Origin of the sequence: Arthrobacter sp. NPDC080031 (assembly GCF_040702485.1) — a bacterium.
Classification (GTDB): domain Bacteria; phylum Actinomycetota; class Actinomycetes; order Actinomycetales; family Micrococcaceae; genus Arthrobacter.
In genome coordinates, this window is record NZ_JBFBLA010000031.1 from 1 (window position 1) to 23,994 (window position 23,994).

23 protein-coding genes are annotated in these 23,994 nt (G+C 64.9%); 15 read left to right on the top strand and 8 right to left on the bottom strand.

Annotated elements, in window-relative coordinates; translation table 11 throughout:
- Positions 1-287: acetyl-coenzyme A synthetase N-terminal domain-containing protein (locus AB0323_RS20510; protein WP_366178977.1), on the bottom strand; the 287-nt coding region annotated here is incomplete at its 3' end.
- A gap of 423 nt (positions 288-710) precedes the next feature.
- On the opposite strand from AB0323_RS20510, the gene AB0323_RS20515 reads away from it, so the two are divergent.
- The 3 genes from AB0323_RS20515 to AB0323_RS20525 are packed head-to-tail and all read left to right on the top strand — an operon-like array spanning position 711 to position 3,381.
- Positions 711-1,901, top strand: a complete 1,191-nt coding sequence (locus tag AB0323_RS20515; protein WP_366178978.1) for a hypothetical protein — start codon at positions 711-713, stop codon at positions 1,899-1,901.
- An 11-nt stretch (positions 1,902-1,912) separates the two neighbouring features.
- Positions 1,913-2,704, top strand: a complete 792-nt coding sequence (gene nth / locus AB0323_RS20520) for an endonuclease III (RefSeq protein ID WP_366178979.1) — start codon at positions 1,913-1,915, stop codon at positions 2,702-2,704.
- Positions 2,701-3,381 carry a CoA pyrophosphatase gene (locus AB0323_RS20525; protein WP_366178980.1) on the top strand — a complete coding sequence of 227 codons (681 nt, stop codon included), beginning with the start codon at positions 2,701-2,703 and terminating at the stop codon, positions 3,379-3,381. Before nth ends, AB0323_RS20525 begins: the two co-directional genes overlap by 4 nt.
- 76 nt (positions 3,382-3,457) lie before the next feature.
- Here the strand turns inward: AB0323_RS20525 and AB0323_RS20530 are convergent, their stop codons facing one another.
- The 3 genes from AB0323_RS20530 to AB0323_RS20540 form a co-directional block, all read right to left on the bottom strand.
- Positions 3,458-3,658, bottom strand: a complete 201-nt coding sequence (locus tag AB0323_RS20530) for a DUF1508 domain-containing protein (protein ID WP_364540345.1) — start codon at positions 3,656-3,658, stop codon at positions 3,458-3,460.
- Between the two features lie 208 nt (positions 3,659-3,866).
- Positions 3,867-4,730: a CHAD domain-containing protein gene (locus tag AB0323_RS20535; RefSeq protein WP_366178981.1), complete on the bottom strand. Its 864-nt coding sequence runs from the start codon at positions 4,728-4,730 to the stop codon at positions 3,867-3,869.
- A gap of 44 nt (positions 4,731-4,774) precedes the next feature.
- Entirely contained in the window at positions 4,775-6,469 is a 1,695-nt protein-coding gene (locus tag AB0323_RS20540; protein WP_366178982.1) for a bifunctional 3'-5' exonuclease/DNA polymerase, read from the bottom strand.
- Positions 6,470-6,628: 159 nt separating this feature from the next.
- On the opposite strand from AB0323_RS20540, the gene ssd reads away from it, so the two are divergent.
- The 7 genes from ssd (at position 6,629) to AB0323_RS20575 (ending at position 12,023) form a co-directional block, all read left to right on the top strand.
- Positions 6,629-7,795, top strand: coding sequence for a septum site-determining protein Ssd (ssd, locus tag AB0323_RS20545; RefSeq protein ID WP_366178983.1), 1,167 nt, complete (start codon positions 6,629-6,631; stop codon positions 7,793-7,795).
- Positions 7,792-9,045: a TadA family conjugal transfer-associated ATPase gene (locus AB0323_RS20550; protein ID WP_366178984.1), complete on the top strand. Its 1,254-nt coding sequence runs from the start codon at positions 7,792-7,794 to the stop codon at positions 9,043-9,045. The genes ssd and AB0323_RS20550 overlap by 4 nt, the downstream gene beginning before the upstream one ends.
- Before the next feature lie 389 nt (positions 9,046-9,434).
- On the top strand, positions 9,435-9,851 hold the full coding sequence (locus AB0323_RS20555; RefSeq protein WP_366178985.1) for a hypothetical protein: 417 nt from the start codon (positions 9,435-9,437) through the stop codon (positions 9,849-9,851).
- Positions 9,851-10,483, top strand: coding sequence for a type II secretion system F family protein (locus AB0323_RS20560; RefSeq protein ID WP_366178986.1), 633 nt, complete (start codon positions 9,851-9,853; stop codon positions 10,481-10,483). Before AB0323_RS20555 ends, AB0323_RS20560 begins: the two co-directional genes overlap by 1 nt.
- A gap of 147 nt (positions 10,484-10,630) precedes the next feature.
- The gene (locus AB0323_RS20565; RefSeq protein WP_366178987.1) at positions 10,631-11,014 is read left to right on the top strand and encodes a DUF4244 domain-containing protein; all 384 of its coding nucleotides are present in this window, start codon (positions 10,631-10,633) and stop codon (positions 11,012-11,014) included.
- Positions 11,015-11,223: 209 nt separating this feature from the next.
- Positions 11,224-11,652 (top strand): TadE family type IV pilus minor pilin, encoded by a 429-nt coding sequence (locus tag AB0323_RS20570; RefSeq protein WP_366178988.1) that lies wholly within the window; start codon positions 11,224-11,226, stop codon positions 11,650-11,652.
- Positions 11,649-12,023, top strand: a complete 375-nt coding sequence (locus AB0323_RS20575; RefSeq protein WP_366178989.1) for an Rv3654c family TadE-like protein — start codon at positions 11,649-11,651, stop codon at positions 12,021-12,023. The genes AB0323_RS20570 and AB0323_RS20575 overlap by 4 nt, the downstream gene beginning before the upstream one ends.
- Before the next feature lie 34 nt (positions 12,024-12,057).
- Here the strand turns inward: AB0323_RS20575 and AB0323_RS20580 are convergent, their stop codons facing one another.
- Both AB0323_RS20580 and AB0323_RS20585 read right to left on the bottom strand, forming a co-directional pair.
- On the bottom strand, positions 12,058-14,400 hold the full coding sequence (locus AB0323_RS20580) for a DEAD/DEAH box helicase (RefSeq protein WP_366178990.1): 2,343 nt from the start codon (positions 14,398-14,400) through the stop codon (positions 12,058-12,060).
- A 146-nt stretch (positions 14,401-14,546) separates the two neighbouring features.
- The gene (locus AB0323_RS20585) at positions 14,547-15,242 is read right to left on the bottom strand and encodes a GNAT family N-acetyltransferase (RefSeq protein WP_364540317.1); all 696 of its coding nucleotides are present in this window, start codon (positions 15,240-15,242) and stop codon (positions 14,547-14,549) included.
- Positions 15,243-15,367: 125 nt separating this feature from the next.
- On the opposite strand from AB0323_RS20585, the gene AB0323_RS20590 reads away from it, so the two are divergent.
- Positions 15,368-16,261: a rhodanese-related sulfurtransferase gene (locus AB0323_RS20590; protein ID WP_366178991.1), complete on the top strand. Its 894-nt coding sequence runs from the start codon at positions 15,368-15,370 to the stop codon at positions 16,259-16,261.
- A 9-nt stretch (positions 16,262-16,270) separates the two neighbouring features.
- Here the strand turns inward: AB0323_RS20590 and AB0323_RS20595 are convergent, their stop codons facing one another.
- Positions 16,271-16,807: a hypothetical protein gene (locus tag AB0323_RS20595; RefSeq protein WP_366178992.1), complete on the bottom strand. Its 537-nt coding sequence runs from the start codon at positions 16,805-16,807 to the stop codon at positions 16,271-16,273.
- Positions 16,808-16,850: 43 nt separating this feature from the next.
- A complete protein-coding gene (locus AB0323_RS20600; RefSeq protein WP_366178993.1) occupies positions 16,851-17,288 on the bottom strand; it encodes a hypothetical protein in 438 nt (145 codons plus the stop codon).
- A 200-nt stretch (positions 17,289-17,488) separates the two neighbouring features.
- On the opposite strand from AB0323_RS20600, the gene AB0323_RS20605 reads away from it, so the two are divergent.
- The 4 genes from AB0323_RS20605 (at position 17,489) to AB0323_RS20620 (ending at position 23,899) form a co-directional block, all read left to right on the top strand.
- Entirely contained in the window at positions 17,489-19,078 is a 1,590-nt protein-coding gene (locus AB0323_RS20605) for a methyltransferase (RefSeq protein ID WP_366179023.1), read from the top strand.
- A gap of 36 nt (positions 19,079-19,114) precedes the next feature.
- Positions 19,115-19,756, top strand: a complete 642-nt coding sequence (locus tag AB0323_RS20610; protein WP_366178994.1) for a winged helix-turn-helix domain-containing protein — start codon at positions 19,115-19,117, stop codon at positions 19,754-19,756.
- A gap of 176 nt (positions 19,757-19,932) precedes the next feature.
- Complete coding sequence (gene topA / locus AB0323_RS20615; RefSeq protein WP_366178995.1) at positions 19,933-22,659, top strand: type I DNA topoisomerase; 2,727 nt, start codon at positions 19,933-19,935, stop codon at positions 22,657-22,659.
- A gap of 352 nt (positions 22,660-23,011) precedes the next feature.
- Positions 23,012-23,899, top strand: a complete 888-nt coding sequence (locus AB0323_RS20620) for a hypothetical protein (RefSeq protein ID WP_366178996.1) — start codon at positions 23,012-23,014, stop codon at positions 23,897-23,899.
- Positions 23,900-23,994 lie beyond the last annotated feature (95 nt).

Below are 23,994 nucleotides of genomic sequence, written 5' to 3' on the forward strand. Positions count from 1 at the left end.
TTGCCGCCGACGAACCATTTCGCGAACGGCGGCTCGGACCAGTCCAGCGCCTGGCCGAAGTCCGTGTCCCAGTCCAGCAGTTCCCGGGCCTGCTTCGCCCAGAACGCGGGCCGGTCCGCATCCGCTTCCGCATAGACCCCGGCGCCGACGACCGCGTCCGCGACGAAGACTTCCGAGGGCGCGAACCTCCGGTCCTCATGGAGAAGATTCTCGAGGGCATCGCCATTGCCTGCCCCGTCGGATCCGGGTGCAGCGGTGGTCGTCGATCCATTGGCGTCCTGGGACATGTGAACCTCATCATTCATCGATCTCTGCCGCGCGGCAGTCCCGCAGCGAGGCCGGCCCGCGGCGCCAATCATGCACGGCGTTGGGCTGCGGCATCTCACGGGATTCCGCAAAGAGCTTTTCCGGAACCCACCTTAGCGTTTTGAGCCGACAACAAGTGTCTACGGTCACAATCTGGACCGTGAGCGGCTGGTGATTCGCGCCGAACGGTGCCGAAGGCTCCCGGGCTGGCTCCCGACGCGGGGAATATTACGGAGCGGTTCCCTGCCTCTGCACCCGCTTCAACTAGTGGACTGTCAGACGGGTGGCATAGGCTGAAGTGGTCTCGAGACGCGAAAACTTGCCGCCCGGTCCGGCCCCGAAAATACCGGGTGCAGCCTTGGGAGGCAGCGTCCGGAACACCGCCGTACTAAGGAGATTTGCACATGAACCAGACGAGCCTAGGTCCGAAGAACGGCGCACACACGCCAGGATCGGCCCCCGAAGCAGCAGCTGGATCCGGCGCGCCAGAGCCCGGCAGCATGACCTCCCCGAAGTACCAAGCCGTGCTGGGTCCGTTCACTATCCGGGACGTGACCGTTTTCGGTTCCACCTTGCTGATGTTTGTGGGGTCCCTCCTGCCGATGTTTGGCGGGCGCTACAACCTGTGGAACCTGGACAACCTTTTCTTCCTGGCGCTGGGCATCATTCTTCCCCTCGTTGTTGCCGCGTTGTTCGTTGCCCGGCGCCTGCAGCCGGGGACCATTGTGAGAATCGGTTCCCTCTCGACTGACCAGTTCGCTTCGGTTGTGGCGTCGTTCGCCTTGACCCTTTTCTTCCTGTCCGCGGCAGGCGCGTTTACCGTTTTCGTGCTTGTCGGACTTGTTGGCTCGGTGGGACTCCTGGCCTCGACGGTCCTGGCTCCGCACCTGCCGCTTCTCCGCGACGATTTCAAGGACCGGGCCGAACAGCCCGCGCACGTTGTGGCCCGGGAATCGGCCATTCCAACCCGCAAGCCTGCCGTGCCCAAGCCGGCCAAGCCTGCGCCGGCACCCGCCAGCCCGGCACCAACCGCCGCACCAGCCGCCGCGCCGGCCCCCGTCACACTCGCACCCGCCGCTGCCGCCAGCCCGGCACCCGCCGCTGCCGCCAGCCCGGCACCCGCCGCTGCCGCGCCGGCCGCCGTCGCACCCGCCGTCGTACCTGCCGAGTCCGCAGAAGCTGCGGTCGCAGACGGCGGGCGGGACGCGCAGGCCCCCACACCCGAGGAGCCCAAGCACCTGCCTGCTGCCACCATGGCTACGCCAATCGTCGGCGGCCCGGACGCCGACGCCGGGCCCGCCACCCAGCACATCGGCACGGTCGATCAGCCCCGCGTGCACCAGACCATCGGCGCCACGGTCGATCCAGCCACCCGAAGGGACGAATCCGAGCCCGACTCCGGGTACGAGGCATTCTGGTTCGCCGTGGCCCATCCCCGCGTCGTTGTCGATGAGCACACAGGAATGCCCGCCTTCACCATCGAACCGGGCGCGTGGGTCCTGGCCCTCGAAGACCGCGGCGAGGAATTCCTCGTGCAGGATACTGACGGCAAAGTGGGCGTCCTGCGCGATCTTAGCCACATCGAACGCGGCTAAACAGGCCGGCCGTGGACACCGTCGTCGAAACCCCGCTGGCATTGAAGCGGCGTGCGCGCAAAATCAACAAGGCGCTTGCCGAGCTGTATCCCTACGCCCACGCTGAGCTTGATTTCCGGAACCCGTTCGAGCTGTTGGTGGCCACGGTGCTGTCCGCCCAGACCACGGATGTGCTGGTCAACCAGGTAACCAAGATCCTGTTCGCGCGCTATCCGGATGCGGGGAGCATGGCCGAAGCCGAGATTGCGGAGCTGGAGGCGATCCTGCAGCCCACCGGTTTCTTCCGGGCCAAGGCGAAGAACGTCCTGGCGCTCAGCACACGATTGGTGGACGAGTTCGACGGCGAGGTCCCCGGCCGGCTCGAAGACCTGGTGACGCTTCCCGGCGTCGGGCGCAAAACGGCAAATGTGGTGCTGGGCAACGCGTTCGGCGTCCCGGGAATCACTGTGGACACGCATTTTGCCAGGCTGGCGCGCAGGTTTGGCTGGACGACATCCGAGGACCCGGTAAAGATCGAATTCGACGTCGCGGAGCTGTTCGAGCCCAAGGACTGGACCATGCTGTCCCACCGAGTGGTTTTCCACGGCCGCAGGGTTTGCCATGCGCGCCGGCCGGCGTGCGGAGCGTGCGCGGTGGCAAACTGGTGCCCGAGTTATGGCGAAGGCGAAAAGGATCCCGTCAAAGCGGCCAAGTTGCTCAAGTACGAACTGGCGCCGGGCAACGAAGCGCTTCTCGCAAAGTTGCTCGGCGAGACCCACCGCGCGGCCGAAATTCGGATGGAATCGCAAAGGAGACCGGCATGACCGCGCTCGAGGACCTCGTCAGTCTCATCACCAGGATTGATTCCGGCCTGCACCCGGGCCCTGATCCGCGGATTGACGCTGCAACTGTGGATCCGGACAAGGCGCGGAAAGCGGCCGTGCTCATGCTCTTCGGCGTCTTGGACGACGTCCCCGCCCAATCCGGGAAACCGGTGGCCCCGGCGGATTTGGACGTGTTGCTTCTGGAACGCGCCCACACCCTGGACGACCACCCGGGGCAGGTGGCGTTCCCCGGTGGCAGCATCGATCCCGAGGATGAGTCAGCAGTGGCGGCAGCCCTCAGGGAAGCGGTGGAGGAAACCGGCCTGGACAGCGGCGGCGTGCAGGTGCTGGGCGTCATGCCGGAACTTGGCCTGATCCGCAGCAACTTTGTGGTCACACCGGTCCTCGCGTGGTGGGCGTCGCCCTCGCCTGTGAGGGTGGTGGACTACGCCGAATCCGCGCAAGTGTTCCGGGTTCCCGTGCGTGACCTCCTTGATCCCGACAACCGTTACACAGGGACGCTCACACGGCTCGGCCGGACCTTCTCGAGCCCCGTCTTCAAAGTCAATGGACTCGTGATCTGGGGTTTCACCGGAATGGTGCTCAGTGGCCTGTTCGACGCGCTGGGATGGACTGTTCCCTGGGATGCGGAGCGCCTGCTCGAGATAGAGATTTAGCCTCGGGCTGTCGGTGCACCCGCCGGCGCGCCCGGCAGGGTGGCGCCGGCGGTGCACCGAGAGCCGCCGGCTCGCCCTACGCTGCGTGCGGGGCCGTTTTCGAAAGATCCACGACCATGCCCGTGGCGGCATTTTCCCGCACGGCTGTGATGCCCGCCGACACGGCCTTCAGCTGTTTGAACTGCGGAGACTCCGCTACCAGCGTTCCATCGGCTGTCACCAGCCGGAATCGGTAGCCGTCTTCGCCGTCTTTGAGAATTTCGAATCGTCCAGCCATCGTTGCTGTTCCCCCTTGTTTACTGCCCGCACAGTGAGTGCGTCTTTGCACTGTGGCGTCCCTCACTTCGAACGCCATAAGGCGAGACTATCCAGAAGGAAGGGAGTGCTGAAGTTACTTCGGGGTATATTACTTGCCCGGGTCATGCCAGGTTCGTTTCCGTCGTATGACTCGCTTTCGTTCCCGTTGGGGGCTAGGGTTCCGGTCTTCAAAAGACCAGTGCGCGCCTCGGAGCCGGCACTGGATATTCGGCCATCGCCATCCGGAACTCTTCCTCCGCGTTGAGCCGCCTGCGGACTTCCATCGACTCCAGCCTTTGGACATCTTCCGCGTCAATGCCGCGGTTTTTCGCCAGTTCCCTGATCCATTCGCCGGCCACGACGGCGTCATGTTGCTCGCCCAACAGCCGCTGCAGGCCGATGGCCGGCTGGATCACACCGGAAGCGTGATGGCTGAAGGCGTCCGCAACTGCCTCCACCGAGTAGCGGAGGCACTTGACGTCTTTGCGTGCCTGGTGGAGCGCCGCGTTGCGCACCTCCGGGTCGCTGCTGCCCGCTTGCTCCGCGAGGCTCTGCTGCAAGCGCTCCCACCGTGCCTGGAGGCGCTCCGCAAGGTCCGCCGTCGGGCGCTTGTATTCTCTTGCAGCAGGCACCTCCAAGAGCACGGACCTTGCAGCACGCACCGTGCGCTTGCTGCGCTTGTGCCCGCCAAGGGAAGCGGCAAGCCGGGCGCTGGACGCTTCCAGTTCCTCGACGGCCACGCGCACGGCCTCGGGGCTTTTCCAGGAATCCTTTGTGTCGAGGGATAGCCGGATCCTCTGCGCCAGGACATAGGCGTCCCTGGACTCGCCGAGTGAAGTTGCGAGCCAACCGACTTCCTCGCGGGCCTGCCGGGGGAGTTTCGGGATCATGCCGCGGTAGCAGCTGAGGACTGAACGGAGCCGGCGAAGGGCAAGCCTGCCATTGTGTACGGCTTCCGGATCGGCCGTTGCGATCAGCGGCAATTGTGCCTCCAACTCCGTCAGTTGGAAGTCAATGTATGCAGCCAGCTGGGCCTGGCCTTTGTGTCCCACGGGGCAATCGTCCTCTGCTGATGCGCCCGCTGCAATAGCGCCTCTTACTTCGCTTTGTCGTAAGAATCGACGACGGCGACGCTCACCGGAAATTCCACCGGAACGCGCCCGAACAACAGTTCCTTGGCGGCGGCCGCGGCCTCTTCGATGGCGTTGATGCACGCTTCCACCGACCCGGCAGGCGCGTGGACCATGACTTCGTCGTGCAGGAAGAACACGAGCTCCCCGGCAGGCAGGCCGTCGGCACGAGCAGTGCGCAGCCGCCGTCGAAGTTCGGCAAGCCAGCATGACGCCCAGTCCGCAGCGGAACCTTGCACCACGAAGTTCCGCGTGAATCGGCCCCGCGAGCGCGCGATGCTGTTCGCGCGCCGCTGCTCTTCCGCCGTCGTGGATTGCTGGCTGCGGATCCAGCGTTCCGACGGCGGCGGGCTGCTGCGGCCCAACCTTGAGGTCACGGTGCGGCCGCCTTCGCCGTCGCGGGCTGCCTGTTCGACGAAGCCGACTGCCCGGGGATAAGTGCGGGTCAGCTGAGGCATGAGGCGCCCGGATTCGCCCGTGGTGGCACCGTAGATTGCGCCGAGCAGGGCGATCTTGGCCTTCGAGCGGTCGCCCCCGAAGCCCTGCGCGGCGATGCCGGCGTACAAGTCCTTGCCGCGCGCGGCCTCGGCCATCTTCGAGTCCTGCGCCAGCGCCACCAGAACCCGGGGCTCGAGCTGGGAGGCGTCTGCGACGATCAATTTGTGTCCCGGATCGGCATGCACCGCTCCGCGGATCTGGCGGGGGATCTGCAACGCGCCGCCGCCCCTGGAGGCCCAACGGCCGGAAACCACGCCCCCCACGACGTACTCGGGGCGGAAGCGACCGTCGCTGACCCACGCGTCCAGCCACGACCAGCCGTTGGCAGCGAACAAGCGGGAAAGCTTCTTGTATTCCAGTAGCGGCCCGATGGCCGGGTGCTTGGATTCCTTGAGTTCCCACTGGCGGGTGGTTTTTACTTCGATGCCGTTCCGATGCAGGGCACGCATGAGGTCCTGGGGTGAATCCGGATTCAGCTTCGGAGAGTGGAGAATCCCGCGAAGCTCGTTGCAGAGCGCCTCCAGCCTGGCTGGCCGGTGGCCGGCAGGAGGCCGGGGACCCAGGTGGCCTTCCAGGATTTCTTCGTGCAACGTCTCCTGCCACGGCACACCCGTGAACTGCATTTCGGCGGCAATCATTGCACCGGCGGATTCCGCTGCGAGCAGCAGCTTCAGGCGGTGCTGCCGGCCTTCTTCCCTGGAGGCCTGGCCGAGCGCGTGTTGCTGGGCCGCGAACTCGGCCCGGATCTCGTTCAGGCTCGGCTGGGTACTGCGCGGGACCAAGTCGTCGAACAGCGCGTCCTGCTCGGCGGGCGGCGGCGGAGGTTGCAGGACCCGCGGCGCAACCGGCTTTTCGTCGTCTTGCGTGAGTTTTTCCGCGCTGCGGGCGTAGTCGGTGTGCGCCGTGAACTCGGAATGGACCAGGATGGCTCGGCAGAGCGTGAGGTCATGGCAACGCTCCAGTTCCACTCCGGCCCGGAGCATCGCCGGGTACCAATCCTGGGTCCGGTTCCAGACCCAGCGCGGACGGCTCTTCTCCAACATGCTGACGACGCCGGCGAGATCGGCCTTTCGCACGACGCGCGGTTCCGCCACGGCTACTCCGGCGGCGTCGATTTCCTGAATGGCTGCGCCGTCTGGATGGGCGGCGAGCAGCAGGTACATGCTGACAATTCTGCCCTGTGAATCCGTGGAAGCTTGCACTTTGCGGACAGCTGCCGTCCGCGATGCAGAGTCGTCCCCCACAGGGGTTGTTGTGAGTGCTTATCCACATACGCCGATTCGGGCCTTCAATGCCCGTGGCGAAACGCAGAGAGTGGCATCATGAGCGGGCAACATCTCGAGCGGAACCACAACAGCGGTGGAAGCGGGGCCGGGTCCAACGGCGCTCGCGGCTCGACGGCGCTTCAACGTGGCCGTCCGCGGCCCGGAGAGCCGTGGCTTCCTGCCAGTTCCGGGGAAGTCCTCTTGGTGACGGGAAACGTCAGGTTACGAGCTGAAACAGAAAGGATCGCGGCCGCTGTCGGCGTCGGTCTCCGGACAGTCGCCGATTCGTCCGCTGCCTTGCCTATGTGGGACACCGCTGGGATGGTGCTTCTCGGCAGCGATGTCCGCGAACTTCCGCCCCGTCGTCGTGCACCTTCCGTCTTGCTGGGCCTCAACGGTGAAGGGGACTCTTTGTGGCAACTGGGAGCTGCGCTGGGGGCCGAGCGCGTGGCTGTATTGCCGGAAGCTGCAGGCTGGCTGGCGGAGCACCTCGGTAGGTCCCATGATCCGGACCCTGGCGGACTCGTGCTCGGGGTGACAGGAGGATGCGGCGGTGCCGGCGCGTCCACGGCTGCGGTCTGGCTGGCACAGGAAGCGGCCGTCCACGGAGTCCGGACGCTCCTGGTTGATGGGGATCCCCGGGGAGGGGGCCTCGAGCTTTGCCTGGCCGCTGAAGATGCGCCGGGACTGCGCTGGCCCGATCTTGCAGGTGCCAGCGGCAGCATCGGCACCGGGCAGCTAAGCGACTCACTTCCCACAGCCGGAGGATTCTCCTTCTTGTCTTGGCCGGGCAGCCGCGAGCGCACGCCGGAAGTGGAGCCCGGGGCAGTCGCGGCTGTCCTTGATGCGGCGAGGCGGGGATTTGAACTAGTCATTGTCGACATCGGCCGCGGTACAGAATCGCTTGGCAGCTTCGCCTGGGACTGCAACAGGATCCTTCTCGTGGCACCGGCCCAACTCCGGGCAGCAGTCGCTGCCGCCAGGCTTCTGCAGGAGTTGCCGCCCGTGGACACGGCCTTGGTGATCCGGGGGAATGCCGGTTCGGCCCTGGACGCACCGCTCATCGCCGAATCTCTGGGACTGCCTCTCCACGGCGTGCTCCCCGAACTCCGCGGTATGGCCGCGGCCGCTGAGCTCGGACGCCTTCTGGAATCCGGCAAGCGCAAGGCCGTGCGCCGCTTTGCGGAGTCTGTCCTTCAACTACTCGACGACGGCGAAGTATGAGTGCCTCAGCATTCCCCAGAGGCGAGCGCCGACGCAATACCCGGCCCGTGGACGCCGCGCTCCTGGAAACCGTGCGGGAAACCGTCATGGCCGACGCCGGACCCGTCACTCCGTCGCGCGTGGCAGCGGCTGTCCACGCGACGGGCAGGCTGCTCGGAACCTCGGGGGCGCTTGCCGCCGTCGAATCGATCAGCGCAGAACTAAGCGGACTTGGGCCCCTCCAACAGCTCGCGCGCGATGCCGCAGTGACGGACATCTTCGTGAATGGCCCCCACTCGGTGTGGTTCGACCGAGGCAAGGGGCTGGAACGGGCCCAGCTGCATTTCGACGGCGAATCGCAGATCCGTGCCTTGGCCTCCCGGCTTGTGGCCGCCGGTGGGCGTCGCTTGGACGACAGTTCGCCGTGCGTCGATGTCCGTCTCGACGGCGGATACCGGGTGCACGCGGTACTGCCTCCGATTTCCACCGGCGGAACCTTGCTTTCCGTGCGGATTCGGCGCGAGGAGGTTTTCTCGATGGACGAGTTGCGTGCTGGAGGGATGTTCGGGGCGCCGGTCCAGCAGGTGCTGCAAGCCATGGTTGAACGCCGGCTGAGTTTCCTGATCAGCGGGGCCACCGGTTCCGGGAAGACCACATTGCTGTCCACAATGCTCGGCTTGAGCAGCCCGCATGATCGGCTCGTCCTGATTGAAGACGCTTCGGAGTTGAACCCGGTGCACCCTCACGTGGTTTCCCTTGAGTCCAGGCACGGGAACCTCGAAGGCGGTGGTGCGCTCGACCTTGGCGAACTCGTTCGGCAGGCGCTGCGGATGCGGCCGGACCGGTTGATCGTGGGCGAGTGCCGCGGTGCCGAAGTCCGAGAGCTGTTGACGGCACTCAATACCGGCCATACAGGCGGCGGCGGAACAATCCACGCCAACACTGCCTCCGCGGTCCCGGCGAGGCTCGTGGCCTTGGGCGCGCTTGCAGGCTTGAGCCGGGAAGCCGTTCGACTGCAGCTTTCAACGGCATTGGACGCAGTGGTCCACGTCGAACGGACGCCCGCCGGAAGGAGAGTGTCTTGCATTGGATTGTTGGCGGAGGACGCGTCCTCCCAATCCATCGTTCCTGCTGTCGAACTGCGGGCGGGTGCCGCCGCTGCCGGGCCCGCGTGGAAGGAGCTCGCAGCTCGCCTTGAGCTGGACCCCGGGCTCCTGCTCGGGCCCCCGGGACCGGTTTCCCGATCAGATCACCTCGGGGCGGTCGCGTGAGCGGATTCCTCATTCTCGTCCTGGCGGCCGCTGCCTGGGTGACCTTCCAACCGTCCCGGGGATGTGGCAGACGGATAGTGCGCGCTTTGCCCGGTGCACCTTCGGTCAGGCCTGTGGTGGTGGCTGGGGCCGTGGCGCGCATGCCGCGGAGACTCTCTCGCGCGGACGCATTGCCGCTCACGGTACTAGTACAGCAATTGGCAGCTCTCCTTCGGGGAGGCCGTTCGACGTCAAGGCTCTGGGAGGAACTCTGGATGGTGCATGGAGCCAGGGATCGCCGCAATGGTCCGGGCGACGCGGGGTTCCCCAAGGCGCGGGGAAATGACCCGGGATTGCCCGAGCTGTCATCTGGGTCTCTGCAAGTTCTCGCGGCAGCGCGGGCGGCATCGATGATGGGGACCTCGGTCGCCGAAGCCATCAGAATGTCGTCAGCGAAGGATCTCCAGTGCGGGGATTCCGTGGAACACCGGGTCTGGGGAGAACTTGCCGCCTGCCTGGACGTCGCGGAGGCGAGTGGTTGTCCCCTAGCCGACGTGCTGACCCGGTTCGCCGCCCAGCTTGAGGCCGAGGACGACGCCGGTGATGCGCGGCAAACTGCCTTGGCCGGCCCGAAGGCCACTGTGCGTCTTCTGACCTGGCTGCCGGTGTTCGGCCTGGGGCTGGGCATGATGCTGGGCGTGGATCCGTTGGCGGTCCTGCTGGCAAACGGCGTCGGATGGGCCGCGCTCGCCGCCGGGTGCGTCCTGACCGTCACCGGCAGAATCTGGTCATCTCGGTTGGTGAATGCCGCGGTGGGCGTTGACTGATGGGCCCGGCCTTCCCCGCCATCGCGGTGTCCCTGGCGTTGATCTTCGCGGCAATTCTAGGGCTCGCGTATCAGGGAAGAACCCGGCGGCGCATAGCCTTGCGGATGCTTTGCGGCTCACCCGGACGCAGCGGCCCGCAGAAGAACGCTCGCACGGGCGAGGCTGCGGGCAATTTTCGGAATCCCGAGGGTCAGGAAGGCTTGCACAATGTGCCCATGATCCTTGAGCTGGTGGCTGCCATGCTCGACTCAGGGGCAGGACTCGGACGGTCCCTCGAGTTGATCGCCGGATGCGCGTCCCCGCAGCTCAGCCGCTCCCTGCGAACCGTGGTTGCAGCCCTCGGCATCGGAATGGACTGGGAGACGGCATGGCGGAGTTCGGGCCAGAAGTGCACTGAAGCGCGCAAGCTCAAGGATGCGCTCGCCTTCGCTGCCCTGACCGGCGCCCCATCCTCGGCCATCCTTTATGCCCAGGCAGCACGCATGCGGCGTGAACAGTTCAGGATGGCGGAGAAGCGCGCTGCCGCGCTCGGAGTGAAACTCGTGATTCCACTGGGTCTGTGTTCCTTGCCTGCCTTCATCTGTTTCGGTGTCGTCCCGGTGCTTTTGGCAATGCTTCCGTCCGGGGGATAGCCGGCAGTCCCGCCCGAGTTTCCCTCCACACGAACCGTCAGAGGCGAGTTTTCCACTTAGGAGACTTGGGGACTTTCGGAGCCTGGATACCGACGGAAGAGTCGAGGTACAGCCGCCGGCCAAGTCGGCACGAACAAAGGACCTGAAGTGAACGCAACCGTGGATACTGCCAATACCGCCCATACCGCCCATGCCGCACTGGGCCTCGCCCAGGCAGCTCCTCCTCCTCGGCGGGAGGCCGAGGTCGTTGAACTGTTCCCTGGTTCGTCGGGAAGCGAGCCTGTCAGGCTGCCAATCCAGCCGCATTCCAGACCTGAAACAGGCCGTGCGCGGTCCGGCGACGATTCTGCGGCTTCGAAACGGTCGAAGAAGCGGCTCATGGGGTCCGAGCTGGGGATGGCAACGGCCGAGTATGCCATTGCCACTCTTGCCGCCGTGGGCTTCGCCGGACTCCTGGTGGTCATCCTTCGCAGCGAGGAAGTACGCGGCTTCCTCCTCGGCCTCATTCGCAGCGCACTCTCCCTGCCATGACACAGCACCGGGGTTCAAAGCGCGGTGCGGAGCGATCGATGAGTCCACCGGCATCGGCCGGGGGGCTCACGGGGAAGCAAGCCCGTTCGGCTGCCGGCGTTGTGCGGCGGTGGCCTCCTTCGATCAGGCGGCCTCCGCCGACGGAGAAGCTGGATGGCCCGCAGAGGGACCGTCGGCGAGATGCTCTCCCTAAGAGGGACCGCGGTGCCGTGACTGCGGAATTCGCGGTGGCACTACCCGCTGTCCTGCTTCTTTTGGCCTTTCTTCTGGCGGCATCGGCCGCGGGAATTACGCAGCTTCGCTTGGAAGAGGCGGCCAGGGCAGGAGCCCGGGCCCTCGCCCGCGGAGATGGCCACGCGGCCGTAGACGGAATCGTTCGAAGACTGGCAGGCGATGCCGCCTCGGCTGTCGTTTCCGAAGACGGCGAATGGATCAACGTCACAGTCTCCTCCCGGGTCGCCGGTCCGTTGGGCTCTCTCATTCCGTGGAGGCTTTCCGCGACGGCATCTGCAAGGGGAGAGGCCCCGCACTCGTCAGCGGCCACTGCGCCCCTCCTCGCCGTCGGAGACGGCGTTGTCGACTTCAACGAGACTATGCCGTCGCGGCTCCAAGCCACTGTGAAAGAGCTCGCGGCGTGAGGGCTGATGGCGCCCGCGCCGGTGGTGGTGGCGCGGCGGAGCGTGGCTCGGGAACCATCCTGGCCGTTGCCCTAGGCCTTGTTGTCATGATCTGCATGGCGGCGGCATTGACCCTCGCACAGGCCATGGCGATGGCCCACCGTGCAGCATCCGCAGCCGATCTCGCTGCGCGCGCGGGAGCCGACGCGGCACGCGGCCTGACAACCGGAGATCCTTGTGTTGTCGCCAGCGAAACAGCCGCGCGGCACGGAGCTTCGTTGTCGGCGTGCACTGTGGGCAAAGGCGGGATTGTCGAGATCCGCACTGAGCTGGGCCGCGGCGCAGTCTTCGGGACCGCAACCGGCCGCTCTCGGGCAGGCCCGCCGCCCTAGGAGGCTGGGGAACAACGGATATCTCAGAAGCCTCCTAGGTCGCGTCCCGCAGGAGCACGTCGATCAGGGTGACCGCGGCGTCCTTGTCCAGCGGATTGTTCTTGTTGCCGCATTTGGGGGACTGGACGCAGGAAGGGCAGCCGGTGTCACACTCGCAGGCTTTGATGGCGTCCCTTGTGGCGGTCAACCACACTTTGGCTTTCTCAAAGCCGCGCTCGGCAAATCCGGCGCCCCCCGGATGGCCGTCGTACACAAAAATCGTGGGAACTCCGGTGTCGGCATGGAGCGCTGTTGAGACTCCACCGATATCCCAACGGTCACTTGAAGCGACCAGTGGGAGAAGCCCGATGGCGGCGTGCTCGGCGGCGTGAAGAGCGCCCGGGAACTGAGCCTCGACAAGTCCTGCGCCAGTCAGCGAGCGGTTGTGAACCACAAACCATACCGCCTTGGTGAAGAGATCCCTGGCCCCGAGTTCCAGCGGTTCTTCCCCCAAAACCTCATTGGAAATCAGTGCCTTACGTTGGAAGGAGACCACCTGTGTTGTTACCTTCACTTCGCCGAAGTGGACCGCGATATCCCCCCACTCCATGGTCCGGAGAGTCTGCAGGACCTCGATCTGGGTCACGTCCCGTGCTGTGGTGTAGTAGTCCGGGTTGGTTCGGCGAACCACCACGCAGTGGTCTTCTTCGTTCAGTTCCTCGACCAAGTAACTGTCGCCCTGGTGCACATAGATCGCGCCTGTATGCGCCTGATAGTGCGTCTGTGGCGAGTCCATGGTGCCCAACAGGGAGCCGGTCTCGGAGTCCACGATGCTTACCGGGGCGCCGCCATCTGCGCGGAGGTTCACCATGGCCGCGGCGCTCTCGGGATGGGTCCAGAACCAGCCCGCAGGCCGTTTCCTCAGGTACCCCCGTTCCACCAGCTGATTCAGCAGGGACTCGGACGTTGGCCCGAACATATCAAGTTCGGCCACGCCGATCGGGAGCTCGGCCGCTGCGGCGCACAGATGGGGGCCGAGCACGTAGGGGTTTCCAGGGTCGAAGACGGTGGCCTCGACTGAGACATCAAAGATTGCCTCCGGATGGTTGACGAGGTACGTGTCCAACGGGTCGTCGCTGGCGACGAATGCGGCAATGGCGTCTTGGCCTGCGCGGCCCGCCCGTCCGATCTGTTGGAACAGGGACGCCCTCGTCCCGGGCCAGCCGGCTACCAGGACCGCATCGAGCCCCGAAATATCGATACCCAATTCCAATGCGGACGTGCTCGAGACGCCAAGCAGCTCACCGGAACGCAGAGCCCTTTCCAAAGCCCGTCTCTCCTCGGGGAGATAGCCGGAGCGGTACGCAGCAATCCGCTGGGGCAGGCTGGGGTCCACCTCATCGAGGAGGCGCTTGGTGATAGAGGAAATTGTTTCTGCACCGCGCCTGGATTTGATGAAGGCGATGGTCCGAACACGGGAGGACACCAGATTGGCCAGCAAATCCGCGGTCTCGGCCACGGCTGTCCTGCGGGACTTTGCCCCGTTTTCGCCCTTCAGCTCGGTCAGGGCAGGCTCCCAAAAAGCCACCGTGGTGGAGCCATGCGGTGAACAGTCCTCGGAAACTTCCCGGACGGGAGTGCCGATGAGCCGGGAAAAGGATGTGCCGGGGTCCGACGCTGTCGCCGACGCCGCAATGAATACCGGTTCAGGAAAGGAGGTGCCGGCACCGTAGTAGGCGCAGATCCGCCGGAGCCTGCGCATGAGGTTGGCGACGTGGGACCCGAACACCCCGCGGTAGCTGTGAGCCTCGTCCACGATGACGTACCGCAGCCTGCGGAAAAAGCGGGCCCACCATGTGTGGTTGGGCAGGATCCCGAAGTGCAGCATGTCGGGATTGGCGAGGATGAAGTTGGCGTGATCGCGGATCCAGCGGCGCTGGGACTGCTCGGTATCGCCGTCGTACGTTTCCGCCCGGACCGTTGGCAGCTTGAGTGCGCGGATCGCTGCCAGCTGGTCGGCGGCAAGTGCCTTGGTGGGGGAGAGGTACAGGGTGACGGCACCGTCGTCGTGGATTTTGCCCGGCTCGGACAGCACCCGCAGCTCCGAACGATGGATCGCGTCGAGGGCAGGCAGCTGATAGGCAAGTGACTTGCCGGACGCGGTCCCCGTCGCAATGACGACGTTGTGGCCCGAGTGGGCGAGCTCGGCTGCTTCGATCTGGTGCCGGTACGGTTCGTGGATGCCCAAGGCCCCGTAGGCGGCAACCACGTCGGGATGGGCCCAGCCCGGCCATGACTCATGGACGGGCTGGCGTGCCGGAATAGTGCGGACATGTCGCAACTGCTCCGGGTCCGGGCTCCGGCCCAGAAGGGAGATCATCGATTCAGTTGCCTTCACTTGAACATTCTGTCATCGCACCGGAAGCCAACGGTTGTCGGTACAGCCGCGGACTTGTTACCGGACGCGCTGCGGACCCCCTGCCGGCAGCTTTCGGCGCCGAAGGCCGGCGGCGCCGCAGGCCGGCTACGCCACAGGAAAGCCGGCTACGCGACCGACAGGTCAGTCTCGTCGACCCGTTTGGTGGACATCATGAGTACCTGGCACACGTGCTTCCAGCCAAGGTGGGAGTAGAGATGTTGTCCGTCCAAGGAAGCCAGGAGGAGGCCGCTTTCAACATCGTGTTGAAATGCCTGCGCGGCTAGGGCTTTCATGATGAAACTTCCCAGTCCCCGGCGCTGGTAGTTGGGCTCGGTGACGATCTTGTCGAAGACCGCCGTCTGCCTGACCACGAACACCTGGCCGCTGGCCGCCACCTTTTCACCGGCATGGACCACCGCGTAATGGACCCCTTTGCTTTCGGAAGTCGTGAGCTTGAGGTCGTCATCCGAGAGCCAAGGATCTTCGGCATCCTGCGTCCCCATGTCCACGATCATCATGGTCTGGGAATCCGAAGTGACGTACAGTCCGTTCTCGCGAGCCAACTGGGTGTAGCGCGCGACGTCGTTGGTGAGGATCGTCAGGATACGAGTGTCCGCCTGGGCGGTCTTGGCTGCCAGCTCGGCGAACTCTGCATTCGACGGGTCGTGCGCAAAGAATTCCCAGTCGCCGGTTTTGTCCGCACGCAGGGCTGCCGGGAAGCGGCCTTCCTTGCGCGTTTCGTAGCTTCGGGACCCGGACCAGCCAGCTACCCAGACTTCGAGCAGCTCAGCGATGTCTTCAACCAAGGCGTCGTGACTCATGTAGAGAGACTATGCCAGCGGTCTGGGAATCAACAGGGGCCGTCAGTAACAGCTCCATTAACACTTAGGGCAGCCCGATGACAGCCCGACACATGGGTTTGGGGCCAGCAAGTACCCTTAAATACGTGGCTTTAAACAGAATTGTGCTCTTCTATGGCTTTACTCCGATCGCGGACCCGGACGCCGTCCGGCTCTGGCAGCGCGCCCTGTGCGAGAAGCTCGGCTTGACCGGACGCATCCTTATTTCAAAGGACGGCATCAACGCCACGGTTGGCGGGGAGCTGAACAACGTCAAGCAGTATGTGAAGACCACCAAGGAATACAAGGGCTTCCACAGTATCGACTTCAAATGGTCCGAAGGCGGCGCCGACGACTTTCCGAGGCTCAGCGTCAAGGTTCGCGATGAGATCGTGTCCTTCGGCGCCCCCGGCGAACTGAAGGTGGATGAGAACGGCGTGGTCGGCGGCGGCATACACCTTCAGCCTGAAGAGCTTCACGCACTTCTGGAGGAAAAGAAGGCGGGCGGACAGAATGTGAAGTTCTTCGACGGACGCAACGCCTTCGAAGCCCAGATCGGCAAGTTCAAGGACGCAATTGTTCCCGACGTCGCCACGACCCACGACTTCATTAAGGAACTCGACTCGGGAAAATACGACGACCTCAAGGACCAGCCTGTTGTCACCTACTGCACCGGCGGAATCCGTTGCGAAGTCCTTTCCAGCCTCATGGTGAACCGCGGTTTCAAGGAGGTTTACCAACTCGACGGCGGAATTGTCCGCTACGGCGAAACCTACAAGGACCAGGGCCTGTGGGAAGGCTCCTTGTACGTTTTCGACAAGCGCATGCACATGGAATTCAGTGAGGAAGCCAAGACCATCGGCCAATGCGTCCGTTGCCAGGCACCCACCAACAAGTTTGAAAATTGCTCCAATCTGAGCTGCCGCAACCTCACGCTTTATTGCGCCGAATGTGCCTCGAGCCCGGAAACGTTGCGTTGCCCGGAAGGCTGCGCAGCTTAGGTCCGGTCATTAGATCCGGCTCATGCGGTACGCGAAGTTCGCGGGTGCATTGGCGGTGATCGTGATACCCAGGACGGCGTCCGTCTCCAGCTGCAGGACCTTGACCCGTGTGGTGCCGCACCGCAGCATCAGCGCGACGAGGATTTCGCTCCCGTTTCGCACGGTGAATTCGGCGCTGCGGGCACCTCGGCACGCCAGCGTCACCGAGTACTTGCCCGCGGGAAGCTGGGTGGTCTCTTCGTCGCGGGATTCTCCGGCGGACAACAGGCCGAAGCTGCTATAGAAGGACAGCCCGTTCACGTCCGGAAGCGCGTCCTGTGCCCAGGCCTTCAGCGCATCGCCCGCGACGGTTTGTCCCAAGGCAGGGTCCCGGGTCAGTACCGGATCCGTGATGGCCGGCGACGGCGGACTGCTCACCGGCGCACGGCCGTCGTCGTACGTGTATTCGCACGACGCCACGGTGCCGCACGCGAGCACACTGCACAGCACGACGGCGGGAATCGCCAACCGCATCGTCGGTACCTTCAGGGCGCCTACCCACCCCATGATCCGACTCTACGCCGCGCCGTTGTCCGGAAACGAGGGGCGGTTACGAAGCCGGTACCAGTTGGTACGCGTAGATCACCGGCGCATCGACGCTGCTGGCGCTGATGCTCAGGGGACCGGTCGATGGAATCTTGATGCGGGACGTTTCCCGGCTGCCATTGCATGCAGCCCCGGCCTCGGTGATCCGCGTACCGCCCGAGGAAACGTCGAGGAATGCCTTACCGCCGCCGTCGCAGGCAACAGTCAAGACGTAGCTCCCCGCAGCGACGCCGGCGAAGTTCTTGACCAGGGGGTCGCGGTTCGGGATTTTCCCGGAGTCCTCCACGACGACCCCGGCTGCCGAGGGCATGGTGGTCGCCTTCCACGCGGGGATGTCGGCGTTGGAGACAGACCCCCCGGAGGAGCACGCCGTCATCGCCAGGGTGGCCGCGCCAATGACCAAAAGTGCAGCGCGACGCCAAGTGGAAGGGTGAAATGCCATGATTCAACGCTACCTGCTCGAACGCCTCCCGGCCGACGCAGCCTCCCGGCCGACCCAGCCACCGACACCGACGCAGGAACCAGCGAGACCCCGCCCGCCGCAGCCCCCAATAGACTTGCACGGTGACTGATCCCGCAACGCCCGCCATCTTTGGTACCACCCCGGCCGACCTCGATGCTCCCCGCAGTGACCGTCCCGAGATGCTCACGGCGCTCGCCGACGACCTGCGCAACGTTGGCTACACCGTGGACGGAGTGGCAGGACTTCTCGGGGAGTCCGCCCACGCGGCCCTCGCCCGGGATCAACTCATCCCTGCGCTCATCGTCACCGAACCGGCTGCCCTAACGGCAGACCCGGCGACGGACCGCGCGAAAGCCGCGCTCGCCGTCGTCGTGCGCTTGTGGCTTCTCGCTGTCCCGCAAACCGAAGGCGACCTCGACGCCGCCCTGCCGCGCGTCCGCACCTCGGGCCTGATGGAGCTTGGCTTGGTGGAGAAGAACGACGGCGGCGCTGTCGCTGCCAAAGTGGACTTGCGGCCGTACGGTTGGGACGGCGACTCCGGAGCGGGCAACAGCGGCAGCGGCGGCGCCGAACTGTGGGTTTCCAGCGATCTCGCCGCCCACCAGCAGCCCGGCGTGCTCCGGCATGACCATGTGCTGGGCATCGGGCAGGCCTCCACCACGCTTGTCCAGACCACCATCCGCCGGCACTCGAAGCGCGCCCTTGACCTCGGGACGGGCTGTGGAATCCAGACTTTCCATCTCCTGCACCACTGCGAGCACGTCACGGCCACGGATATCTCCGAACGGGCCCTCGCGTTCACCCGCTTTAATCTGATGCTCAACGCGGAGGCCCTGCACCTTGACCCCGCTGATCTCGAGTCGCGGGTGAGCTTGCGGCTGGGCTCGCTCCTGGAACCAGTGGCCGGTGAGACTTTCGATCTGGTGGTGTCCAACCCACCTTTCGTCATTACGCCGCGACGTGCCGGCGAGCACTCTTCGGAGCAGTTCACCTACCGCGACGGCGGGCTGCCCGGCGACGACATCGTCGCCAACCTCGTCCGCACGCTGCCCGACGTCCTCGCGCCCGGCGGCACGGCGCAAATGCTCGGCAACTGGGAGATCCCTGCGGGCAGCGGCTGGAGCGAGCGGCCCGCGTCGTGGCTCGCAGGGTCCGGCACGGAGGCGTGGTTCATTCAGCGGGAACAGGTGAGTCCTGAGCTGTACGCGGAGACCTGGTTGCAGGACGCCTCCGAGGGCCGCGACCGCGAGCTCTACCGCGACGCCTACGCCGCCTACCTGGAGGATTTCGCATCCCGCAACGTGGAGGCCATTGGATTCGGAATGATCTGGCTGCGGCGGCCGTTGACTGCGAGAGCTGCACCCGCCCGTTTCGAGGAAATCACGTACCCCATCGAGCAGCCGATCGGTCCGCACCTTGCCGCCGCCGTCGAACGCGCCGACTGGCTGGGCACCCACGAGCTCTCCGACGCCCACCTGGTGGTGGCTGAGGACGTGACCGAGGAACGCCACCAGCGGCCCGGCGCCGAACACCCCGGCGTCATCCTGCTGCGCCAGGGCGCGGGGCTGCGCCGGACGAATCTGCTGAGCACCGAGCTTGCCGGCTTCGTGTCGGCATGTGACGGCGAGCTGTCCGTCCACCAGCTGATCGGCGCCTTGGCCGCCCTCTTGGGTGGAGGGGACGACTTCGACGACGACGCCTTCCGCGCCGGGTTGCTCTCCGACGTGGGGAACCTGGTCCGCGATGGCTTCCTGCTTCCCGCGGCATAGGACAAATGCGGCGGCACCGGCGGATAAACTGTTCCGGTGAATGAAGACAACGGGGTATCGACAGGGCTGGCATCCCCGAAGCGCCGGAAACGGCCCGAGAAGACGGTGGAGATCACCGACCCCAAAGCGATCCGTGCGCTTGCGCATGCCGCCCGGCTGGAGGTCATCTCGGAGCTGTATTCCACACAGCTGAGCCGTACGGCGACGGAGCTCGCCGCGCAGACCGGGCTCACCCCGAGCGCCATGAGCTACCACCTGAGGGCCCTCCAGAAATGGGGGATCGTGACTGCCGCGGACAACGAGGGCGACGCGCGCGAACGCCGTTGGAAGGCCGCGGGTTCGGACTTCACCATCAAATCCGGCGGCAACGCTCCCAGCCCGGAGATCGCCGTCGTCGAACTCGAACTGGACGCCTTCAGGCGTCGGGCGACCGCATTCACCCGGGCCCGTGGCGAGCGGCGTCAGCGCGGCGAGGCCGCGAACGAGGCAGCGGCCATGGTGTTATCGAGCGATCTGCTTTACTTGACTCCGGAACAGCGGACGGATCTCAAGGCCAAATTCCAGGACCTCATCAGGTCATATGAACTCGAAGATCCCACGCGGATTCCCGAGGGAGCGGTGCGAATCGCTACGATGTGGTCGATGATTCCGGACGACCGGACGCCGTCTTCAAGCTAGTCCCCACCGCCACCCTAACCTCGCAAGCTCGGCCAGGGAACCCTGGCGGCGTGGGCCCAAGGCTCACTGTTCCTCCACAGCACTTGTGCACATGAAAACGCACGATTCTGCAAAATATGGTGAACTAGGCCAATATGGGCACGAGCCCAAGCAATTCATTTTTCTGTAGGAGAACCGTGCCCAGCAAGGCAAAAACCGGCAAGAAACTCGTGATCGTGGAGTCTCCGGCCAAGAGCAAGACCATCGCCAAGTACCTGGGCGAAGGCTTCATTGTCGAGGCCTCGATCGGTCACATCCGCGACCTCCCGCAGCCCTCGGACCTCCCTGCAGAACTGAAGAAGACCTCGGTGGGCAAGTTCGCCGTCGACATCGAAAACGACTTCAAACCGTATTACGTGGTGTCCCCGGACAAGAAGAAAAAGGTTGCTGAGCTCAAGGCCCAGCTGAAAGACGCTGACGCGCTCTATCTCGCAACCGATGGGGACCGCGAGGGCGAGGCCATCGCGTGGCACCTCCTGGAGGTCCTGAAACCGAAGGTTCCCGTCTACCGCATGACTTTCGGTGAAATCACCAAGGAAGCAATCCACCGCGCCATGGACAACCTGCGCGACGTCGACAGCGCCCTCGTCGACGCCCAGGAAACGCGCCGCATCCTGGACCGACTGTACGGTTACGAAATCTCCCCGGTGCTGTGGCGCAAGGTTGCCCGTGGCCTGTCCGCCGGCCGGGTGCAGTCGGTCGTGACCCGTATGGTGGTCGACCGCGAACGCGAACGCATGGCGTTCAAGTCCGCTTCGTACTGGGACCTGACCGGTCAGTTCGGCACCGGCTCCGCGACTTTCAAAGCGAAGCTCGCTGCCGTGGACGGCGCGAAGGTAGCCAGCGGCCGTGACTTCAACGACGACGGCGTCCTCACCTCCGCGAACGTGGTCCACCTCAACGAGGAGCTCGCGACGTCGTTGGCCGCCGGGCTGGAGAACGCGGACTTCCGCGTCCGCTCAGTCGACACGAAGCCGTACACCCGCCGTCCCGCGGCGCCGTTCACGACGTCGACCCTTCAGCAGGAAGCCGGCCGCAAGCTGCGCTTCTCCTCCAAGAGCACCATGCAGATCGCCCAGCGCCTGTATGAAAACGGCTACATCACCTATATGCGTACAGACTCGTCCGCATTGAGCGACGAAGCACTGACGGCCGCACGCCGCCAGGCGTCCGAGCTGTACGGTCCCGAGTACGTGCCGCAGTCTCCCCGCGTCTACGCCAACAAGGCAGCCAACGCACAGGAAGCCCACGAAGCCATCCGACCCGCGGGTGACTCCTTCCGGACCCCGGCCCAGGTGGCCAACCATCTGAGCGGGGACGCATTCCGCCTCTACGAACTCATCTGGAAGCGCACCATTGCCTCCCAGATGGCTGACGCCAAGGGCTCCACCGCCACGATTCGCCTCGGTGCGGTGGCTGCCGATGGGCGCGACGCCGAATTCTCGGCATCCGGAACCGTCATCACCTTCCCGGGCTTCCTCGCGGCCTACGAAGAAGGCAAGGACGAGAGCCGCGGCGACGACGATTCCGACGAAGCCCGGCGCCTGCCCAACGTGGCAAAGGACGATTCCCTCACGGCTTCGGAAATTGTTGCTGTTGGCCACGAGACTTCGCCCCCGCCGCGTTACACGGAAGCATCGCTGACCGCGGAACTGGAAAAGCGCGGCATTGGCCGTCCGTCCACCTACGCGTCCACGATCTCCACCATCCAGGACCGCGGCTACGTCCGGAAGCAGGGGTCTGCGCTGGTCCCCAGCTGGATCGCCTTCTCGGTGATCCGCCTGCTGGAGCAGCACTTCACCGACTACGTGGACTACGAATTCACGGCCGACATGGAAGGCGATCTGGACAAGATCGCCAACGGGCAGGCTGTCGGCGCCGCCTGGCTCAAGCACTTCTACTACGGTGAAGACGCCGATCCCGGCCTGCTGAGCATCGTCAACAACCTCGGTGAAATCGATGCACGCGAGATCAACTCGGTGCCGATCGCCGAGGGCATCACGCTGCGCGTCGGCAAGTTCGGCCCGTACCTGGAAAGCTCGATCCCCACCGTCGACCCCAAAACAGGCGAAGTCGTGGAAGCGGCGCGTGCCAACGTCCCCGAGGACCTCGCTCCGGACGAGCTCACCGCGGCCAAGGCCGTGGAGCTCATGGAAACGGCTGCCCCCGAGGAACGTGTCCTGGGCACGGACCCGCACACCGGGCACACCATCGTGGCCAAGAACGGCCGCTACGGTGCCTATGTCACCGAGATCATCCCTGAGATGACGGAAGAGCAGCTGGCAAACCAGCCGGTGGAATACTACAAGAACGGCAAACCCAAGCCGCCGAAGAAGCCGGTCAAGGCCAAGCCGCGCACAGGCTCGCTTTTCAAGTCAATGTCCGTTGACACGATCACCCTCGATGAAGCCATTCAGCTCATGAGCCTGCCCCGCGTCCTCGGCGAGGACGCCGAGGGCAACCCCATCACGGTGCAGAACGGCCGCTTTGGGCCTTACTTGAAGAAGGGCACGGACTCACGGTCCATCGGATCCGAGGAAGAGATTTTCACGATCACCCTGGAACAGGCACTGGAGATCTACTCCCAGCCGAAGCAGCGTGGTGCCCGTGCTTCCGTGCCGCCCCTGGCCGAGTTCGGTCCGGACCCTGTTTCGGAGAAGAACATCGTGGTGAAGGAAGGCCGTTTCGGCCCGTACATCACCGACGGAGTCACCAACATCACCGTCCCGCGGGCCACGTCCTTGGAGGAGCTGACCCGGGAGCAGGCAATCGAGCTGCTTGCCGAGAAACGCGCCAAAGGCCCCGTCAAGCGGACCGCCACGGCCCGCAAGGCGCCAGCGAGGAAGGCTGCGGCGAAGAAGTAGTTCCGTCGCCGCTCCGGACGGGAGCAATCCTCTGCGTGCTCGCTCGTTCCTCGCTTAGACGCACGCTGCCGGATCACTCCCGTCCGGACTGCTGGTCGGATTGTTAGGCGTTTCCCGGGTTTCCACATAGCTCGATTGACTGCTTCTGCGCGCTCCGCTGTTCGCCGAAGCTTGAGCAGTGAACAGTTACGGAAACATTGACTCTGTTGTCCCGGTGGACCCACTAGCGGAAATTTGGGATCGGTTGGAACCGGCGAAAGCCCCTATGGCTTCAGCGCCCGCGCGTCCGGCACGCGCGGGCGTCCCAGCGCTCACAAGCTCGGGAGCGCCCTTGCTTCCCCTGCATGGAAACATGTGGAGGACAGAGGAATTGCTGTCCCAAGGATTGAGCAAGCGATGGATCAATGCGCACCTCCGCTCCGGCTCACTGGTGAGGGTCCGCACAGGCGTCCTGGTCCGTGGCAGCTTCTGGAATGGGCTTTCGGACGATGGCCGGGAACGCGGTCAGTTGGCGGCGTATTGCCACCGGACTCTCCGCGTTACGGCGGACGGGTTGACCTTCAGCCACACCTCCGCCGCACGTCTGCACCGTTTGTACTTGTGGAGGGCTGATCAGTTGATCCACGTCATCATTCCCTACCACGCAGCTAGTGGATCCCATGCTGCAGACGTCAGGGCTCATTCAGGTCTCCTCCTCCCCGGGCAACGGATCGAGATTGATGGACTTCCGGTGACATCACTTGACCGGACCGTTCTGGACTGCGCGCAGATACTGAACTATCGGCAGGGCCTGATTCTCTTGGACCACGGTTTGAGGCGCGGATGCAATCGCGCGTGGTTGGAGTCAGCGTGCGCCAATCTGGTCGGTGCCCGGGGAGTCACGGCGTTCCGAAAAGCCCTGGCCTTCGCGAACCCATTGTCCGAATCCCCAGGGGAGACATTGACCCGCGACGCGATCGCTAAGCTCGGATTCCCGGATCCCGTGCTCCAGTTGCGGGTTCGGACACCTCGTGGCGCTTACCGGTTCGACTTCGCATGGCCGCACCTTCGGGCTGCGCTCGAATTCGACGGCAAGGCAAAATACTTCGACTACAAGCCAACTGCGGAAGTGATCTTCGAAGAACGGCAAAGGGAGAAGCTGCTGACTGAGCAGGGCTGGCGGATCCTGCGCATTGATTGGAAGGACCTCTTCGACGAACGCGGCCTGAAAGTACGTTTGCTCAGGCTTCTCCGGGGCTGAGATCGTGGGCCCGGGCCGAGGACTACGTTCCGGAACGCAGCCCCCGGCCCGCACCCACGATCTCGGCGGGCGGGCGGGCCGGGAGCGGGGACCGG

What these genes read in the sequence shown, in the direction of transcription:
- AB0323_RS20560 (WP_366178986.1), top strand. Translation starts at nt 9,851, where the DNA reads ATGGGCCCGGCCTTCCCCGCCATCGCGGTGTCCCTGGCGTTGATCTTC.
- AB0323_RS20595 (WP_366178992.1), bottom strand. Translation starts at nt 16,807, where the DNA reads ATGGGGTGGGTAGGCGCCCTGAAGGTACCGACGATGCGGTTGGCGATT.
- AB0323_RS20540 (WP_366178982.1), bottom strand. Translation starts at nt 6,469, where the DNA reads ATGTACCTGCTGCTCGCCGCCCATCCAGACGGCGCAGCCATTCAGGAA.
- ssd (WP_366178983.1), top strand. Translation starts at nt 6,629, where the DNA reads ATGAGCGGGCAACATCTCGAGCGGAACCACAACAGCGGTGGAAGCGGG.
- AB0323_RS20585 (WP_364540317.1), bottom strand. Translation starts at nt 15,242, where the DNA reads ATGAGTCACGACGCCTTGGTTGAAGACATCGCTGAGCTGCTCGAAGTC.
- AB0323_RS20550 (WP_366178984.1), top strand. Translation starts at nt 7,792, where the DNA reads ATGAGTGCCTCAGCATTCCCCAGAGGCGAGCGCCGACGCAATACCCGG.
- AB0323_RS20600 (WP_366178993.1), bottom strand. Translation starts at nt 17,288, where the DNA reads ATGGCATTTCACCCTTCCACTTGGCGTCGCGCTGCACTTTTGGTCATT.
- AB0323_RS20525 (WP_366178980.1), top strand. Translation starts at nt 2,701, where the DNA reads ATGACCGCGCTCGAGGACCTCGTCAGTCTCATCACCAGGATTGATTCC.
- AB0323_RS20555 (WP_366178985.1), top strand. Translation starts at nt 9,435, where the DNA reads ATGATGGGGACCTCGGTCGCCGAAGCCATCAGAATGTCGTCAGCGAAG.
- AB0323_RS20515 (WP_366178978.1), top strand. Translation starts at nt 711, where the DNA reads ATGAACCAGACGAGCCTAGGTCCGAAGAACGGCGCACACACGCCAGGA.
- AB0323_RS20605 (WP_366179023.1), top strand. Translation starts at nt 17,489, where the DNA reads ATGCTCACGGCGCTCGCCGACGACCTGCGCAACGTTGGCTACACCGTG.
- AB0323_RS20530 (WP_364540345.1), bottom strand. Translation starts at nt 3,658, where the DNA reads ATGGCTGGACGATTCGAAATTCTCAAAGACGGCGAAGACGGCTACCGA.
- AB0323_RS20620 (WP_366178996.1), top strand. Translation starts at nt 23,012, where the DNA reads ATGTGGAGGACAGAGGAATTGCTGTCCCAAGGATTGAGCAAGCGATGG.